At 38.4% G+C, this 17,454-nt stretch carries 19 protein-coding genes; 10 read left to right on the top strand and 9 right to left on the bottom strand.

Translation table 11 applies throughout. The annotated features are described in order from the left end of the window. Positions 1 to 19 precede the first annotated feature (19 nt). The 7 genes from ASE74_RS00915 to ASE74_RS00885 all read left to right on the top strand — a co-directional run bounded on the left by ASE74_RS00915 (position 20) and on the right by ASE74_RS00885 (position 7,709). A complete protein-coding gene (locus ASE74_RS00915; protein WP_055902980.1) occupies positions 20 to 1,684 on the top strand; it encodes a dihydrolipoamide acetyltransferase family protein in 1,665 nt (554 codons plus the stop codon). 142 nt (positions 1,685 to 1,826) lie between these two features. Further along, positions 1,827 to 3,605 carry a DUF885 family protein gene (locus tag ASE74_RS00910; protein WP_055902978.1) on the top strand — a complete coding sequence of 593 codons (1,779 nt, stop codon included), beginning with the start codon at positions 1,827 to 1,829 and terminating at the stop codon, positions 3,603 to 3,605. A gap of 197 nt (positions 3,606 to 3,802) precedes the next feature. Continuing rightward, entirely contained in the window at positions 3,803 to 4,354 is a 552-nt protein-coding gene (locus ASE74_RS00905) for a cupin domain-containing protein (RefSeq protein WP_055902976.1), read from the top strand. A 68-nt stretch (positions 4,355 to 4,422) separates the two neighbouring features. Beyond that, positions 4,423 to 5,655 carry a serine hydrolase gene (locus ASE74_RS00900; protein WP_055902973.1) on the top strand — a complete coding sequence of 411 codons (1,233 nt, stop codon included), beginning with the start codon at positions 4,423 to 4,425 and terminating at the stop codon, positions 5,653 to 5,655. A 5-nt stretch (positions 5,656 to 5,660) separates the two neighbouring features. Then, positions 5,661 to 6,644: a hypothetical protein gene (locus ASE74_RS00895; RefSeq protein WP_055902971.1), complete on the top strand. Its 984-nt coding sequence runs from the start codon at positions 5,661 to 5,663 to the stop codon at positions 6,642 to 6,644. Positions 6,645 to 6,666: 22 nt separating this feature from the next. After that, positions 6,667 to 6,972, top strand: a complete 306-nt coding sequence (locus ASE74_RS00890) for a YbaB/EbfC family nucleoid-associated protein (protein ID WP_055902969.1) — start codon at positions 6,667 to 6,669, stop codon at positions 6,970 to 6,972. A 59-nt stretch (positions 6,973 to 7,031) separates the two neighbouring features. After that, the gene (locus tag ASE74_RS00885) at positions 7,032 to 7,709 is read left to right on the top strand and encodes a metal-dependent hydrolase (RefSeq protein WP_055902966.1); all 678 of its coding nucleotides are present in this window, start codon (positions 7,032 to 7,034) and stop codon (positions 7,707 to 7,709) included. 103 nt (positions 7,710 to 7,812) lie between these two features. Here the strand turns inward: ASE74_RS00885 and ASE74_RS00880 are convergent, their stop codons facing one another. From ASE74_RS00880 to polA, 4 genes are all read right to left on the bottom strand, one after another. Next, a complete protein-coding gene (locus ASE74_RS00880; RefSeq protein ID WP_055902963.1) occupies positions 7,813 to 8,151 on the bottom strand; it encodes a hypothetical protein in 339 nt (112 codons plus the stop codon). 181 nt (positions 8,152 to 8,332) lie between these two features. Beyond that, positions 8,333 to 8,800 carry a hypothetical protein gene (locus ASE74_RS00875; RefSeq protein ID WP_055902960.1) on the bottom strand — a complete coding sequence of 156 codons (468 nt, stop codon included), beginning with the start codon at positions 8,798 to 8,800 and terminating at the stop codon, positions 8,333 to 8,335. An 18-nt stretch (positions 8,801 to 8,818) separates the two neighbouring features. Continuing rightward, complete coding sequence (locus ASE74_RS00870; RefSeq protein WP_055902958.1) at positions 8,819 to 9,628, bottom strand: energy transducer TonB; 810 nt, start codon at positions 9,626 to 9,628, stop codon at positions 8,819 to 8,821. Positions 9,629 to 9,680: 52 nt separating this feature from the next. Then, positions 9,681 to 12,488 carry a DNA polymerase I gene (gene polA / locus ASE74_RS00865; protein ID WP_055902954.1) on the bottom strand — a complete coding sequence of 936 codons (2,808 nt, stop codon included), beginning with the start codon at positions 12,486 to 12,488 and terminating at the stop codon, positions 9,681 to 9,683. Positions 12,489 to 12,640: 152 nt separating this feature from the next. Between polA and ASE74_RS00860 the strand changes: the two genes are divergently transcribed. Continuing rightward, complete coding sequence (locus ASE74_RS00860) at positions 12,641 to 13,324, top strand: hypothetical protein (RefSeq protein ID WP_055902951.1); 684 nt, start codon at positions 12,641 to 12,643, stop codon at positions 13,322 to 13,324. A 186-nt stretch (positions 13,325 to 13,510) separates the two neighbouring features. Here the strand turns inward: ASE74_RS00860 and ASE74_RS00855 are convergent, their stop codons facing one another. From ASE74_RS00855 to ASE74_RS00845, 3 genes are all read right to left on the bottom strand, one after another. Then, positions 13,511 to 13,897, bottom strand: coding sequence for a GNAT family N-acetyltransferase (locus tag ASE74_RS00855; protein ID WP_200912241.1), 387 nt, complete (start codon positions 13,895 to 13,897; stop codon positions 13,511 to 13,513). Then, positions 13,897 to 14,460, bottom strand: coding sequence for a DNA-3-methyladenine glycosylase I (locus tag ASE74_RS00850; protein WP_055902948.1), 564 nt, complete (start codon positions 14,458 to 14,460; stop codon positions 13,897 to 13,899). Before ASE74_RS00850 ends, ASE74_RS00855 begins: the two co-directional genes overlap by 1 nt. Positions 14,461 to 14,635: 175 nt before the next feature. Continuing rightward, positions 14,636 to 14,989 carry a carboxymuconolactone decarboxylase family protein gene (locus ASE74_RS00845; RefSeq protein WP_055902946.1) on the bottom strand — a complete coding sequence of 118 codons (354 nt, stop codon included), beginning with the start codon at positions 14,987 to 14,989 and terminating at the stop codon, positions 14,636 to 14,638. 58 nt (positions 14,990 to 15,047) lie between these two features. Here ASE74_RS00845 and ASE74_RS00840 point away from each other — a divergent pair, with 58 nt between their 5' ends. Further along, on the top strand, positions 15,048 to 15,407 hold the full coding sequence (locus ASE74_RS00840; RefSeq protein ID WP_055902941.1) for a hypothetical protein: 360 nt from the start codon (positions 15,048 to 15,050) through the stop codon (positions 15,405 to 15,407). On the opposite strand, the gene ASE74_RS00835 is transcribed toward ASE74_RS00840, so the two are convergent. Then, positions 15,397 to 15,729 (bottom strand): MGMT family protein, encoded by a 333-nt coding sequence (locus ASE74_RS00835; RefSeq protein ID WP_055902937.1) that lies wholly within the window; start codon positions 15,727 to 15,729, stop codon positions 15,397 to 15,399. The genes ASE74_RS00840 and ASE74_RS00835 overlap by 11 nt on opposite strands. Then, complete coding sequence (gene trmB, locus ASE74_RS00830) at positions 15,729 to 16,379, bottom strand: tRNA (guanosine(46)-N7)-methyltransferase TrmB (RefSeq protein WP_055902934.1); 651 nt, start codon at positions 16,377 to 16,379, stop codon at positions 15,729 to 15,731. Before trmB ends, ASE74_RS00835 begins: the two co-directional genes overlap by 1 nt. Before the next feature lie 113 nt (positions 16,380 to 16,492). Here trmB and ASE74_RS00825 point away from each other — a divergent pair, with 113 nt between their 5' ends. Next, positions 16,493 to 17,419: a GDP-L-fucose synthase gene (locus ASE74_RS00825; RefSeq protein WP_055902931.1), complete on the top strand. Its 927-nt coding sequence runs from the start codon at positions 16,493 to 16,495 to the stop codon at positions 17,417 to 17,419. Positions 17,420 to 17,454 lie beyond the last annotated feature (35 nt).

Below are 17,454 nucleotides of genomic sequence, written 5' to 3'. Positions count from 1 at the left end.
TTTCAATTAATTAGATATAATGGCTGATGTAATTAAAATGCCCAAGATGAGCGACACCATGACCGAAGGGGTTTTGGCGAAGTGGCACAAAAAAGTGGGCGATAAAGTGAAAAGCGGCGATGTTTTAGCAGAAGTAGAAACTGATAAAGCAACAATGGACATGGAATCATATTGGGATGGCACGCTTTTATACATAGGTGTAGAAGAAGGATCATCTGTACCTGTTGATGCCATTATGGCCGTTATCGGTAAAGAAGGCGAAGATTATAAAGCTGCTTTGGAAGCTGAAAAAGGTGCTGAAGCACCGAAGGCCGAAAGTACTGATGCTCCAAAAGCTGAAGAGAAAAAAGAAGAAGCTGCGCCTGCACAAGGTGGTGGTTTAACTGAAGAAGAATTGGCTGCTAAAGGTGTAACGGTAATCCGTATGCCTTTATTAAGCGATACCATGACAGAAGGCGTAATTGCCGAATGGCATAAAAAAGTTGGCGATAAAGTAAAAGATGATGATGTTCTTGCTGATGTAGAAACCGATAAGGCAACTATGGAAGTAATGGGCTACGCAACCGGAACTTTATTGCACATTGGTGTAGAAAAAGGTGCTGCTGCGAAAGTAAACGGAATTATCGCTATTGTTGGTCCGGAAGGAACTGACGTAAGCGGAATTTTGGCTGGTGGTTCTGCCCCGGCTCCCAAAGCTGAAAGTGCTGAAGCACCTAAAGAAGAAAAACAAGCTACAGCTGCTGATGCAAATACATCTGCCCCGGTTGCAGAAAGTTCATCTGATAGTCGTGTTAAAGCATCTCCTTTGGCAAAGAAAATTGCTAAAGATAAAGGCATTGATTTAGCACAGGTTGCAGGTAGTGCAGAAGGTGGTCGTATCATTAAAAAAGATATCGAAAACTTTAAACCATCTGCTGCTCCGGCCAAAGCAGAATCTGCTTCGGCTCCGGCTGCTGAGAAAGCTGCTGCACCGGCACCGGTTATTCCTCAATATGTTGGTGAAGTTAAATTTACTGAAGCTCCGGTTTCGCAAATGCGTAAAGTAATTGCTAAACGTTTGGCAGAGAGTTTATTTACTGCTCCACATTTCTATTTAACCATCAGTATTGATATGGACAACGCAATGGCTGCACGTACAGCTATTAATGCAGTTGCTCCTGTTAAAGTTTCTTTCAACGATATCGTAATTAAAGCGGTTGCTGTTGCATTGAAAAAACACCCTGCGGTTAATTCATCATGGGGTGGCGATAAAATCAGGTTTAACGAACATACCAACATTGGTGTGGCTATGGCTGTTGAAGATGGTTTATTGGTTCCGGTGGTGCGTTTTGCTGATGGTAAATCTTTATCTCACATCTCTGCAGAAGTAAAAGATTTTGGTGGTAAAGCAAAAGCAAAAAAATTACAGCCAGCAGATTGGGAAGGTTCTACTTTCACAGTTTCCAACCTGGGTATGTTTGGTATTGATGAGTTTACTTCAATTATCAACTCACCTGATGGTGCAATTTTATCAGTTGGTGCTATCCAGCAAGTTCCTGTGGTTAAAAATGGAGCTGTTGTTCCTGGTAATGTAATGAAATTGACTTTAGGTTGCGATCACCGTGTGGTTGATGGCGCAACAGGTGCACAATTCTTACAAACTTTAAAAGGTTTATTGGAAGAACCAATCAGGTTATTAGCATAACCAGTTAGCGATTTACAATTTTCAGCTCAAGCTGACAATATAATTAAAGCCATCCTTTCAGGATGGCTTTTTTTGCGTTTAAAGCTTTTAGTAAATGGCCACATATTTTACTATTTTTGAATAGAACCATAAACCAAACTAAATGAAAAAGATATTTCTATTTGCGGCCTGTATTATGGCACTTGTTGCGTGTAAGCAAAAAAGCAGCCTGGATAGCAGTGCTGAAAATAAAGCTTTTGCCGGCATGTGCGAACAGTATTATCAGGACGGATTAAAATTGAATCCCATTAATGCAACTTACATTGGTGATGAAAGGTATAACGACCTTTTGGCCAATGATGGATCGCAAACCTATTTGAAAGCATATAGATCTTACAACGAACGTTACCTTGATAGTTTGGGTAAATATGATAGAGCAAGCCTGAATGCAAATGATAAATTATCTTTCGATTACTTGAAAGACCAGTTGGATATCAATCTTGAGGGTTTGAAGTATCATTTCGAATACCTGCCATTTAACCAGATGTTTGCTTTGCCGCTAACCATTGGTCAGTTTGGTTCGGGTACGGGGATACAGCCTTTTAAAACCGTAAAAAATTACGAAGACTGGTTAAAGCGTGTATATGCTTTTTCGGTATGGGCAGATACTGCAATTGGGAATTTTAAAAAAGGTGCAGCTGCCGGTATTGTATTGCCCAAGGCATTGGTGGTAAAAATGATTCCTCAAATGCAAAGCATGGTGGTGGCAAAGCCCGAAGAAAGTTTATTTTATGGTCCGGTTAAATTAATGCCTGGTAGCTTTTCTGCGGCTGATAAACAAAAACTAACCACAGCTTATCGCAATTCCATCACCAATGTGATTATTCCCACCTATAAAAAACTGGGTGATTATCTCCAAAATGAATATTTACCAAAAACCCGAGCAACATCTGGTTATTCTGCCATGCCGGGTGGTTTGGCCTGGTATACTTACCTGGTTAAACAACAAACAACTACCAACAAAACACCCGAGGAAATTTATCAAACAGGTTTAAAAGAAGTTGCCCGGATTAAAGGGCAGATGGACAGCATCAAAAATTTGGTTGGCTTTAAAGGCGATTTAAGGGCTTTTTTCGAGTACATGAAAACCGATAAAAAATTTATGCCTTATAAAACACCCGAAGAAGTTTTGGCTGCTTTTGAGAATATCCACCAAAGGATGAAGCCGAATTTGAAAAAAATGTTTGATGTGGAGCCTAAAACCCCTTTCGAAATACGCCAAACCGAAGCTTTCAGAGCAGCATCGGCCAGTGCAGAGTATAATCAGGGTTCGGCAGACGGAACACGCCCCGGGATATTTTATGTACCTATATTAGATGCAAAAACTTTTAATACCACCTCAGGAATGGAATCGCTTTTCCTTCATGAAGCAATCCCTGGTCACCATTACCAGATTTCTTTAACGCAGGAAAACAAATCGCTGCCTAACTTCCGCCGTTTTGGTGGGCATAATGCTTACGTAGAAGGTTGGGCATTGTACTGCGAATCGTTGGGTAAAGAACTGGGCTTGTATCAGGACCCTTATCAGCACATGGGCGCATTGGGTGATGAGATGCATAGGGCAATCCGCTTGGTGGTTGATGTGGCCATTCACACTAAAAATATGACCAGAGAGCAAGCCATAAAATATATGACGGATAATGAGGCCATCAGTAATGAAGGTGCAACAGCAGAAATTGAACGTTATATGGGTATTCCTGCACAGGCTTTGGGTTACAAAACCGGTGCAATGAAAATAAGGGAATTAAGAACAAAGTATGAAAAACAATTAGGTCAGAAGTTTAAATTGGCAGCTTTTCATACAGCAGTTTTAAAAGATGGATCTTTGCCGTTATCTGTTTTTGAAGCAAAGATGGATGCCTGGGCTGAAAGCCACAAATAGGATAGTTTTTTGTTGTAAATAATTGTTCAAAAAGTCGTCATTTGAAGAGAAGTGCAATCTAGCCGGGAATCTGTCGAATGAATCCCGTTAATCGATGCTTCATACAAATGACGGCTATTGCAGAAATGTGCATGAAGCAATCAAATCTTTAAACCCTTTGCCAATAACTTTGTTAACTATAAAAACATCCCTAAAACATGGACAAAGAAAAATTGATACAAGAAGCTTACCTAGTTGCGCATAAAATTGAAGAGAACGGCAATTTCCCGAATAACCCAACTTTGCCATTAATGATTTACAAAGGCACTTTTAGGCTTCATCCTGACGATACCGAAGAGGTAATTAAACGTGTTTTTGCGCAGAATGGTTATACCAATGCCTGGGTTGATGGTATTTTCGATTATCACCATTACCATAGCAATACACATGAGGTAATGGGCGTTTTCTGCGGCAAGGCCGATGTGCAGTTTGGTGGCGATCATGGGGTTTGTATTGAACTGGATAAAGGTGATGTAATCATTATCCCCGCAGGTGTTGCACATAAAAAGCTGAACTCAAGTGAAGATTTTACTGTTGTTGGCGCATACCCGAATGGTGCCGAATACAACATGAAATATGGCAAAGCCGAAGAGCGGCCGGAAGCAGATGAAGAGATTGCAAAAGTTAAAAATCCGGATAACGACCCGGTTTATGGAAGTAAAGGTCATTTATTGGAGTGCTGGTATAACCAAAATTGCGAAAATGTGTAAAACTCTTTCGTTTTAACCGTCTAAAATTCTTTAATTTTCGGGTTTTAAATACACTATCCTTAATATAAATGAATTTTCGATACATCTGTTCAGCATTAGCCCTCTCTGTAACTTTACTAACTGCATGTTCAAGCAAAAAATCCGAGGAGAAAAAGGCGGCTGAAAAGAAAATCCGTACCAAAGATGACGACAAAGCCGATAGCCTTTTATTGGTTTACAATCCCCAAAAGGGAGATAAATGGATTGCAGATTTTGTAGATAATCTACACCGGAAATTCGGTTTCAACGGAAATATGCTTGTGGCCAAAGATGGTAAGATCCTTTACGAAAAAGCCATAGGCTGGGCTGATTACCTGCACCGCGATAGTTTAAATATCAACTCAGAATTTGAGCTGGCATCGATTACTAAAACGTTTACAGGCACTGCAATAATGCAACTGGTAGAAGCAGGGAAACTTTCGCTAAACGATAACGTAAAAAAGTTTTATCCTAATTTTCCATATGAAGGGATAACCGTGAAACTATTGCTCTCCCACCGAAGCGGTATGATGAACTACGTTTATTTTATCGATGATATCTGGCGAAAAGAGAAACGCAATATGAAAAAAGGCGTTACCAACCAAGAGGTTATGGATGTAATTGCCGAACGTAAACCAAATCCGTATACCAAACCCGACAACCGTTTTCATTATAACAACTCAAATTTTATGGTTTTGGGAGCCATTATTGAAAAAGTAACCGGACAGCGTTATTCTCAATATATGATGGAACATGTATTTAAGCCTGCTGGGCTAAAGCACACCCATGTATACAGCACCACCGAATATGAAAAAATACCGGTAGATGTGGTTGGCCATGACCGCAATAGCTTTAGGTATTCTGTTGCACAGAATTTTTTAGATGGGCCAGTGGGCGATAAGGGTATTTACAGTACGGTGCACGATCTGGTATTATTTGATAAATATTTGAAAAATGGAAGATTATTAAGTAAAAAAAGTTTAGATTCTGCATATACCGGACATAATAAACCTATAAATGGCCACTTTAACTATGGTTATGGATGGAGAATGTTTGATGGAGAGAAAATGGACAAAGTGGTTTATCACACTGGCTGGTGGCATGGTTTCCGCCATATTTATGTTAGAGATTTAAACAAAAACATTGTTATTGTGTTTTTAGGCAACCTAACTAACGGAAGTTTAATGCATCTCGATGATTTATACAAACACTTTGATATGCCGATTATCCGTAAAGGTGCTTACCATGGCAACGGAAGTTTACCAGGCTCAGACGAAGATTAATTTTTATGGCAAAAACTAAGTGGATTATTGAACCAAGTACGTTAACCATCTATCCTAAAAGAAACTTGAGGATAATTGGTATTATCTTTTTCGTACTTATTGCGGCTTTTATTTTCTATCTGTCAAGGTCTATCCAAGGTTATTCATACGGCTTAACTTTTGGGTATTATATCTTTATGCTGCTCATCCCACTATTGTTAGTTTTTGTAGCCGAAACTAAAATTATCTTTGATGGCAACAGCAGGAGATTATATAAAAAGATTGGTTTTTTGCCTACCGGATCTATTGCCTTTGATGATATTGCTTCGGTTCAGGCCTATGAAATACTGGGAAGTGGTTTTAATTACAGGCTGTTTAAAAAGAGTAACAGGCACGGAAAAGGCTTAATCGTTTCTTCAGGTTACAGCAAGGCCACCAATGCCAACCTCATTCAATTTCAACAGGAAGTACTGCCAAAAATTGATGAACTTGTTTTTGCCAATGCCCCGTTTATCCCTAAACAGGCCATTTACGATTTTAAATTTTTTAAAGAAGAGGGTGGGGTTTACCTGCTGCGCGACAATAAAATAGGCAGTTTAATTATCGGTTTATTCCTGATCGGTATTACTGTTGCCATCTTACTTACCCCAAATGCTTTAAGTAGTGAAGGATCTATCAAAAGGTTATTGATAACCTATTTCCCGGCGGTTATCGGTTTGGCATTACTTTTTGCAGCAACTTCCAATATCCGTTTTGATAAAACTCAGCGTAAAATAATCCGTTCTACATTTGCTGGCCGTGTGGTAAAAGAATATCCTTTCGATGATCTGATCCGCTTCCAGATTATCCGTAAAACAACAAATCTCATTTATTCGGGTACCGAAGTTAGGGCTGAGATAGAAATTCCGGCCAAAAACAAGGCAATTACCTTAATCCTTAAAAATTTTATTGGTACAAAAAAAATCGATCGCTTTATTGATGAGGCGAATACGATTTTAGGCAGAATTTAGTTTAATATAAAACACATCCATTATGTTCGATAAATTATTTGCGGCACAACAAAAAGCCGAAGAAATTAAAAAACGCCTCGATACTGTATCAGTATATGGCGAGGTAGAAAACGGTGCAATAAAGATTACAGCAACAGCAAATAAAGCTATTACTGCTGTTTCTATTGATGAAGAATTTTTAAAAAGTGCTGATAAAGAGGAGTTGGAAGAGCTGTTACTAACCGCAATTAACAAAGCTTTGGCAAGTGCCGAGCAGGTAAGTGCAGCAGAAATGCAAGCTTCTGCACAGGATATGCTTGGCGGGTTGGGCGGCATGTTCGGGCAATAATATCATGAGCTTTTATTTGCTTTCAATATTAATTATACTCAAATTTTGATAAAAAAATCATGAAATACACTTATTATGGCCAATCTTGTTTCTTATTAGAAGCAGCTGGAAAAAAACTATTGTTCGATCCGTTTATCTCACACAACCCACTTGCTAAAAAGATAGATATTACTGCTATTGAGGCAGATTATATCTTGGTGAGCCATGGCCATGCCGACCATGTAGCCGATTTGGTTCAATTGGCCAAACAAACGCAAGCTACGGTAATTGCCATGCCGGAGGTTATCGAATGGGCTGCAAAGCAGGGCATAGAAAAAGTACATGGCATGAATTTTGGCAAATTTACCTTCGATTGGGGAACTGTACGCATGGTGCCTGCAACACATTCTTCTGGTTTACCTGATGGAAGTTATGGTGGTAACCCTGCTGGCTTTGTTTTGGAGGTAGATGGTAAACAGATTTATTTTGCGGGTGATACTGGATTAACCATCGAAATGAAAGTGCTTGCCGACATTTATAACCTGGATTATGCCATTCTACCAATCGGTGGAAATTACACCATGGATGTTGATGATGCCTTAATTGCCACTAAATATTTTGATTGCGATCAGGTAATTGGCGTGCATTACAATACCTTCCCTGTAATTGAAATTGATACTAAAGTAGCTTTGGATAAGTTTGCACGTGAAAATAAAACCTTATTACTGCCAGAAATTGGCGAAACGATAAGTTTATAATTTTAGCGGACGTTCCGCTGCCTTCAGTCGGGATGACAAGCGTAAGAAAACAAAAAAGGGCCTCTGATTTTAATCGGAGACCCTTCAAATTATAAACCTGAACCTAATTCTTTTTAGCAGCTTCTTTGTTTGCTTTATAACGCATATCTGCTGTACCATCTTTTTTAGTTGGACCAGCAACTTTAGTTACCGCTTTTGTTTTATTTTCTTTAAAACGCATATCTGGCGTACCATCTGCTTTTACTTTAGCAGCTGTAGTAGTCGTTTTAGTTTCTACTTTTTTAGCCTCTTGTTTTGCACCTGCTTTAACCGGTGCTGTGGTAGTTTTTACTTCTTTTTTGGCAACCATCTTAGTTTTAGCTGGTGCTGTTGCCGGTGTTTGAGCAAATGCTGTTGTTAAACCAAATGCTGCGATTGCGATTAAACTCAATAACTTTTTCATAATTCTTTGATTTTTTTTTAGTTGTTATGAAGCTTCTTCGTTTTACTCCGAGGTTTCATAATCTTTAATTTTTGTTTTACTCGTTTATTTGTTGATATAAAATTGATTAATTGGTATGAAGTTTTAATGAAGATAATAAAATTTGAGGTGATTGTGATATTTATTATTGGGCTTGATCTAACTAAACTTTGGTTTTTCTCAAAATAAGTTTATAACCATTATTGTGATCATTAGCAACAATATTGGATAACGTTTGTCCGCCACCATCAAATTTCGCACTTGGTTTTTTAGCGCTAAATTCGGTTTGATAAGTTTTGTTTATCGAAATAGACTTATCTTTTGGATTAATTAACGTAAAAAATGTGTTTTTGCTACACGTGCTTTTATCTTGAGCATATATCGAAATTGATTTGACAATTATGCCGTTTGTTTCTACAATAATAGAATCAACAGCAGTCAGAAAGTCCGATTGCCTGTTTTGCATCAGGTTTTTTACAGCAATCTCTTTATTTATTGAGGCTTTAAGCAAATTTGCAGTCTGGATGTCTGCGCTTAATATTTCCTGAATTTTGTCGAAAGATTTATCCGTTTGTGCAACCGAAATATGCGCCACAAATAAAATAATTGCAACAGTGAGTAAAATTTTCATTTTTGAGCGTTACCTAGATTAATTAATTACAAAGTTGATTATGATTTTGGCTTGCATAGCAGTAAGCTTGCCGAACAATGTACCAGGAAACCACGGCGGTGATAATTTAAGCACCCTAATGGCTTCCTGACTTAGCATATCGTTTGGTGATGAAAATATTTCGATATTGGATAATCGGCCATCAGTATTTACCGTTGCCGAACAAATTACTTTACCAGTAAGGCTTGGCTCAGGAAAGCGAAGCGTTTTGCCCAGAAATTTATAAAATTTAACATTACCTCCTTTAAAAATGGGTTCGGTTAAAATATTTTTCTTAGCAGCCGGCTGATTGTTTTGGTCTAAATAAATACTGTCTGTTAAATCACCTGTGGCATTGTAAAGCTCTTTTGCCGCCAGTTGTTCGTTGGGATAAAAGATTTTCCATTCGCCGGTTTTTAAACCCTGATTAAAGGAGCCCTGATGTTGAATGTGGTCCTTATCGTAATATGACTTGAATGGACCGTCAATTTTGTTGTTCTGGAAATGAATTTCCTGCGCTCTATTGCCCAATGAATCGTAAACTATCCATTTACCTGTTTTAGCATTTTTGCTGTAATGACCGTGAATAAAAAGCTTGCCATTTAAAAATTCCTGATAACTCCCATGATGGTTTTTCAGTTGTTCGTCAGCAAAAGTCTCTTTTTTGAGCAGAACAAAGTTTTTATCAGCCGTAGTTTTAACCCATGCTAACGTGTCTCTCCTATTAATTTTGTATACGTTAACATTTTCCTTTTTTGCTTCTGCACCGCCAAAATTGTAGGTTACAAGCGTATCGCTTTTCTGTGCCATGCATGTTATAAATGTTAAGCAGCAAATCAGAAATGGTAAAAACGTTTTCATGTTAATGTGCGGCCAACCAATTATCACCCTCACCAATTTCGACTACAATAGGCACAGTTAATTTAATTGCATTGCTCATTTTATCCTGGATGATTGCTTTCATCGCATCTTTTTCTGATCTCAATACGTCAAACACCAACTCATCATGCACTTGCATGGTCATGGTTGATTGCATATGCTGGACTTTCATTTCTTTATGGATATTAATCATGGCTATCTTGATCATATCTGCCGCAGAGCCTTGTATCGGTGCGTTGATGGCATTTCGTTCGGCAAAACCCCGCACAGTTTGGTTGGCAGAGTTAATGTCTCTTAAATAGCGTCTTCTGCCCATTATCGTTTCCACAAATCCATTTTCGCGGGCAAAATTCATGGTATCACTCATGTAGCGTTTAATACCTGGGTATTGTGCAAAATATTGTTCGATAATTTCTGCAGCTTCCTTACGCGGAATACCTAAATTTTGAGATAAACCAAAAGCAGATTGGCCATAAATAATTCCAAAGTTTACCGCTTTTGCATTTCTGCGCTGTGTGCCGTCCACCTCTTCAATGCTAATGCCATATACTTTTGCAGCTGTTGCGGTGTGGATATCGATGCCTTTGCTAAAGGCATCGAGCATGTTTTCTTCTTTACTGATTTCTGCAATAATGCGCAGTTCGATCTGCGAATAATCTGCTGATAACAAAATGTGGTTTTCGTCTCTTGCAATAAATGCTTTACGTACTTCCCTGCCACGTTCTGTACGGATTGGAATATTCTGTAAGTTTGGGTTGTTAGAACTTAACCTCCCTGTAGCGGCAACAGCCTGATTATATGAGGTATGTACCCTTCCTGTTTTTGGATTAACCATTAATGGCAGTGCATCAACATAGGTTGATTTGAGTTTCTGCAACTGTCGGAAATCTAAAATATCCTGTACAATATCGCTTTTGCTTGCCAAAGCGCTTAAAACATCTTCTCCAGTCTGATACTGGCCAGTTTTGGTCTTTTTAGCTTTTGGATCAAGCTGAAGTTTATCAAACAATACTTCTCCGAGTTGTTTTGGAGAGGCCAGGTTAAATTTGATTCCGGCTTTATCATACACATTCTGCTCAAACTTGATAATTTCGGTTTCAAGCTCTTTAGAATAGGCCTGTAAGGTTTCAATGTCAATCCGAACACCTTCTTTTTCTATATCTGCCAAAACATACACCAAAGGATTTTCTATTTCTTCGGCCAGTTTTGCGGCATTCAATTCTTTCAACTTAGGTTCAAAAATGTGTGCAAGCTGTAGGGTTACGTCTGCATCTTCAGCGGCATAATCCACTACATCTACCACTGCAACATCACGCATGGTGCCTTGGTTTTTGCCTTTTGCACCAATTAATTTAGTAATGGATATGGGCGAATAACCAAGGTAATTCTCAGAAAGAACATCCATTCCATGCCGGGTGTCGGGATCAATCAGGTAATGGGCCAGCATGGTATCAAAAAGTTTGCCTTTAACCTGAACACCGTACCATTTCAACACCAGGATGTCGTATTTGGTATTTTGACCTATTTTTTCGATTTCCTCATTTTCCAGTACAACCCTAAATTCGTCTACAATAGCTTGAGCTTCTGCTCTTTCGGCCGGAACTGGTATATAATAGCCGGTGCCTGGTTTTATAGAGAAAGATAAGCCCACCAAATCGGCCATGTTTGCATCTGTACCGGTGGTTTCGGTATCAAAAGAGATCCGCGTTTCAGCTAGCAAAATTTTAATTAAATCGGCTCGTTGTTCTGCAGTTTCTACCAGTTTGTAATCGTGTTCTGTATTTTCGATGGTTTTAGGTGGAAGTTTTTCTGCAGGTTCTTCTTCAATCGTGTTGGTGTATTGAATTGCTTCACCCGTTTGGTTGCCAAATAAATCCGTTTGTGTTCCTTCCTGAAAACGGGCTGTTGTAACCGAAAATTCATCACCAAATACCCTTCGCCCTAATGTTCTAAATTCCAATTCGGTAAATAACGGCTCTAATAAATCGCGGCTTGGATCACAAAGTTCTAAACTTGCTTCATCCAGTTCAACAGGAACATCGAGTAGGATGGTGGCGAGCTTTTTGGAAATTAAACCCTGCTCTGCAAAATTTTCTACGTTTTCGCGTTGTTTTCCTTTTAATTCGTGAGCATTTGCAATAATGTTTTCCATAGAACCGTATTGCTTAATCAAAGCTTTAGCGGTTTTTTCTCCTATGCCGGGTATACCTGGTATGTTATCAACCGCATCGCCCCATAAGCCTAAAATATCTATTACCTGTAGCACATTTTCGATTTCCCATTTGGCCAATACTTCTTTTACGCCCAAAATTTCCATATCATTACCCATACGGGCAGGCTTATAAATGAAAATATTTTCTGAAACCAATTGAGCAAAATCCTTATCAGGCGTCATACAATATACCTGGTAACCTTTTTGTTCTGCTTTTTTGGCCAGTGTACCAATAATATCATCTGCCTCGTAACCATCAGATGTTATTACAGGGATATTAAAACCCGTAATTAATTTAATCACATATGGCATTGCTGCCGCAAGATCTTCGGGCATGGCCTGGCGGTGTGCTTTATATGCTTCGAAAGATGTATGTCTTTCTGTGGGTGCTTCGGTATCAAAAACAACTGCAATATGGGTTGGTTTTTCTTTCTTCAAAACATCCAGCAAGGTATTGGTAAAGCCCATTACTGCTGATGTATTGATGCCTGTTGAGGTAAAACGCGGGTTTTTACTTAATGCAAAATGCGCCCTGTACATTAGCGCCATACCATCGAGGAGAAAGAGTTTTTTATTCATGTGATTACACTGATTTAAAGATTACACCGGCAAACGGATTTACCGGATGATAAAAGTAACCAAAGTTAATAATCTACAGAACTATAACATGAAATTTTATGAACGTATCTCAAAACCAGTTAAATTGCGTTACTTAAAAAATAGAAGTCAAGATGAAAAAATACATTACCCTTACTATATTGTTATTTGCATCAGTTTACTTAAGCCAAGCGCAGGATTTTATCGTTAAAAATAATGATGATGTAATCCGTGGAACAATCAAGGGAACTGATTACTTTTCTGTTTTTATTAGTGCTAACGACGAAGCAGATGTGATTTTACCTGCAAAAGAGGTTAAAAACTTCTTCTGGAACGGCAATAGTTTTGTAAGTAAGGGCTTTGCTAACGGCCGCAATTTCGAATACCGTTTTGTTAAGGTAATTGAAATGGGAAATGTTAACCTATATTCTTTTGGTGGTGGCACTTTAGTGCCCCAAGTAAAAGAGAAAAAGGTAAAATTCCGGCCATCAATCGGTATTGGTACAGGAACCGGCGGATATGGCGGTATGGGCATGGGTGGAGGCATTAGTATCGGTGGTGGCCGTAATGCTGCTCCAGAAAGACCAGCAGGAGCACCAGTAGTGCGTTATTTTATCGAAAAACCAGGTTCAGGGCCTTTGCAGGAAGTGCCTATGAAAGCAATAACTGAGGATGCCAGAAAAATTGAAGTAAAAAATATTCTTTTACAGAAAATTGGCGATTTGCCTGCATTAAAAGCCAAAGTTGAGGCGGGAACCGATTTTAACAGCAAAGATGTTGTTGAGTGGGTGAAAGAATATAACGCGACTAAAAAGTAAACAGGATTAATGATCGATTATAGGATTGCAGGATCGTTTTTATCATTAAACCACAACTTTTCATAGATTTCCAAACTGATGAGTTTACCATTTTTAATTTCACAATTTTTAATCGTTTTATGGTAGTTGAATCCCATCTTTTTTAGCACCTTTTTGCAGTCTCCGTTTTCTGTTTCAACTAGAGCTTCAATTTTTTAAGTTTAAATTTTCAAATGCATAACTGCATACAAACCTGGCAGATTCGTTAATAATTCCCAATCCCCAATATTCTGGTAACAGCCAGAAGCCAATTTCTGCTTTTTCTTCGAAAGTGTTCAGGTCATTAATTCCTATTGCTCCAAAGAATGTTAAACTTTTCTTGTCGCAGATTGCCCACCAAATGCCTGTCTCATTTTTTTGAAGTTCATTAAACCAGGTTAATTGTGCATTGGTTTCCTCGAGGTTATCATAACTTACACCATAATAGCGAATCACATCCGGGTGTGATAAGCCTTTAAAAACATCTGTTAAGTCATCATTGCTAAACTGTCGCAACAAAAACCTGTCGTTATAAAGCGAATTCGAAGCGAACATTATCTTGCACAGCAATTTAACAAATGGTCATTAACCATTCCTGTGGCCTGCATATGTGCGTAACAGATGGTGGTACCGAAAAACTTAAATCCGCGCTTTTTCATGTTTTTACTGATGCGGTCGGAGAGTTCTGTGCGTGGTGGAACATCACCCATTTTTTCGATAGGGTTTAAAATGGGTTTACCTTCCGGCACAAAGCTCCACATGTATTTAGAAAAACTGCCAAATTCTTTCTGGATTTCGATAAATAATCTGGCATTGGTAATGGCTCCGTTAACTTTTAATCGGTTACGGATTATGCCTTCATCATTCATCAGGCGTTCCACATCTTTTTCTGTAAAAGCCGCAACCTTTTCCACCTCAAAGTCTGCAAAAGCCTTTCGGTAATTCTCCCTTCTTCGAAGGATGGTAATCCAGCTTAAACCGGCCTGAGCACCTTCCAGTATCAGAAACTCAAATAAAATTTTATCATCATAAACGGGTTTCCCCCATTCTTCATCATGGTATTTGATGTAAAGCGGATCAGAACCGGCCCAGGCGCAGCGGATTTTTAAGTCAAGCATAGCGTTTTACCTTTAGAAATTTCAAATTAAACATTCTTTACAAACTGTTAAATTGGCGGTCTTTAATACACTCGTCAACCTGAATTTATTTTAGGGCCTTGGTTTAGCACAATTCCTAGCAAGAAAAAAAGATGCTGAAATAAATTCAGCATGACGAATGATTAATCGTATGTCGCTAAACTCCCGCCTCCAAACTCAATTCATCCCAATACTCAACGGCTCTTCTATAATGCGGAATAACAATGCTGCCGCCAACTAGATTGGCAATCATGAAGATTTCATTCATTTCGTCGCTGTTTACACCTGCATCAAAGCATTTGCCAAGGTGGTATTTAATGCAATCATCACAACGCAGAACCATAGAAGCTACCAATCCCAACATTTCTTTTGTTTTAACATCCAGCGCACCATCGGCATAGGAAGTGGTATCAAGTGCAAAAAAACGTTTAATGTTTGTGTTTGCTGTTTCCATAATCCTATCGTTCATTTTTTCACGATAGCCGTTAAATTCTTCTACTAATTTTCCCATATTTTAAAATTCAAAATCTTTTTCAACTGTTATTTGTTAGCAATATAAATATTTGATTATGAAAATGATATCTCCAAAATTTCACGCTGTTTTAGACTATATTTTGATTATGCTTTTACTGGCCTCTACAGATATTTTTGGCCTATCCAAAACGGCATCTATATTGGCCTATGCACTTGGTATTATCCATTTTTTGTTAACGGTATGTACCGATTTCAGCGGAGGCATATTCAAAATAATAAGCCTTAAATTACACGGAATAATTGAATTTTTTGTAAGTATTTTACTAGTTGTTTTAGCGTTTACCCTTTTTAAGGGCAATTTAACCGACGAAATATTTTACGCTTGCCTGGGCCTGTTGATTCTGATTATTTTTACCCTTACCGATTATAAACGGAGCTTACCTGTTATACTATAATTTCGTTCTGAGGGTCCCAAAATACCTTTTTAAAGTTAACTACTTTATCGTTCTTTACCTCAACGCCTTCTTTGTTCAGCAGTGCTTCCATCAAATCCGGCGTTTTAAAATGAAACTTTCCGGTAAGCAAACCACTACTGTTAACCACCCGGTGAGCAGGTACACTTGGGTAGGCTGTTCCGGCATAAAGCATGGCATGCCCCACCATTCTCGACGATTTTGCGGCCCCTAAACTTTTGGCGATGGCTCCATAAGAGGTAACCCGCCCTGGGGGGATAAGGCGTACAATCTCATAAACCTGCTCGTAAAAATTGGTATTCATCAGTCGAATGAAAACTGAATATAATTAATATTTTTATCGTGGAGCAGGTATTTTTTTTCGTAATAGGTTTTGATTGATAAAACTTCGTTTACCAGGTTTGATGTATATAAATGATCGGTATTTTTATGTACAGGTAAGCCCAGTTCTTCTACTTTTTCACAGGTATAGGCATACAATTGGTCGTTATCTGTTTTCAGGTTAACATTGCCACCTGGTTTTAAAACAAGTTTATACCGGTTTAAGAATGCAGGGAAAGTTAAACGTTTTTTCTCGCGGCTATCCTGAGGCTGCGGATCAGGAAAAGTTATCCAAATTTCATCAATTTCACCTTCATTAAAATAATCCAGCAAATTTTCTATCTGGATCCTTAAGAAAGCAACATTATCGATCCCATCTTCAATGGCTGTTTTAGCACCGCGCCAAATGCGGTTGCCTTTATAGTCTATCCCAATAAAGTTTTTTTCAGGAAAAAGCCTGGCTAAATTGACTGAATATTCGCCCTTGCCACATGCCAGTTCGAGTACAATAGGATTCGAATTTTTGAAATGTTCTGAAGCCCAGGTTCCTTTTAATGCCTTTCCTTCTTCTAATTGATATACGTTCGCAAATGTTTCTATTTCTGCAAAACGCCTAAGTTTATCTTTACCCAAAAGTCTTTTTTTTGCAAAAATACAATTAAATCAATAATGCGGGTTTCTTTTGACTGAAAGTTTAATACCATTCTTATTTAGGAATCGTATTTTTGTGGTTTATAAAAAACAACGTGGAAAAAAACGCTAAGATATATGTTGCAGGTCATCGTGGTATGGTGGGTTCGGCCATTTACCGTAAACTGCATAAAGAAGGCTATGCAAATATTATTACCAGAACTTCGGGTGAACTTGATTTACGCAGCCAACAGGCTGTTACCGATTTCTTTGCTGAAGAAAAACCTGATTATGTATTTCTTGCCGCTGCCAAAGTTGGCGGCATTGTAGCAAACAATACCTACAGGGCCGATTTTCTTTTCGAGAATTTAGCCATACAAAACAATGTAATCCACAATGCTTATGTTACGGGCGTAAAAAAACTAATGTTTTTAGGCTCGAGTTGCATTTATCCAAAAATGGCTCCTCAACCTTTAAAAGAAGAGTACCTTTTAACAGGAACCTTGGAGCATACAAACGAACCTTATGCCATTGCTAAAATTGCGGGCATTAAAATGTGCGATGCTTACCGCGATCAATACGGCTGTAATTTTATATCGGTGATGCCAACCAATTTATATGGTTATAATGATAACTATCACCCTCAAAATTCACATGTTTTACCTGCTTTAATACGTAAGGTACACGAAGCAAAAGCGAATAACGAAAAAGAAATTGTGGTTTGGGGTTCAGGCTCGCCAATGCGCGAATTTTTGTTCGCAGATGACTTGGCAGATGCCTGTTATTTTCTGATGCAAAATTATAACGAACCGCATTTGATTAATGTAGGTACAGGACACGATTTAACCATCAAAGATTTAGCGCTATTAATTAAAGATGTATTGGGTTTCGAAGGTGAATTGGTATTTGATGCCAGCAAACCTGACGGCACACCTCGAAAATTGATGGATGTTAGCAAACTTCATGATTTGGGGTGGAAACATAAAATCGAATTACCAGAAGGTATAGCATTGGCCTATCAGGATTTTGAAAGCAGGTATTAGAATAATAATCGGGTAGTATTTTTATTAACCTGATA

The sequence above is a fragment of the Pedobacter sp. Leaf216 genome (assembly GCF_001421515.1).
GTDB lineage: Bacteria > Bacteroidota > Bacteroidia > Sphingobacteriales > Sphingobacteriaceae > Pedobacter.
This window is presented reverse-complemented; position numbering and strand designations above follow the sequence as displayed.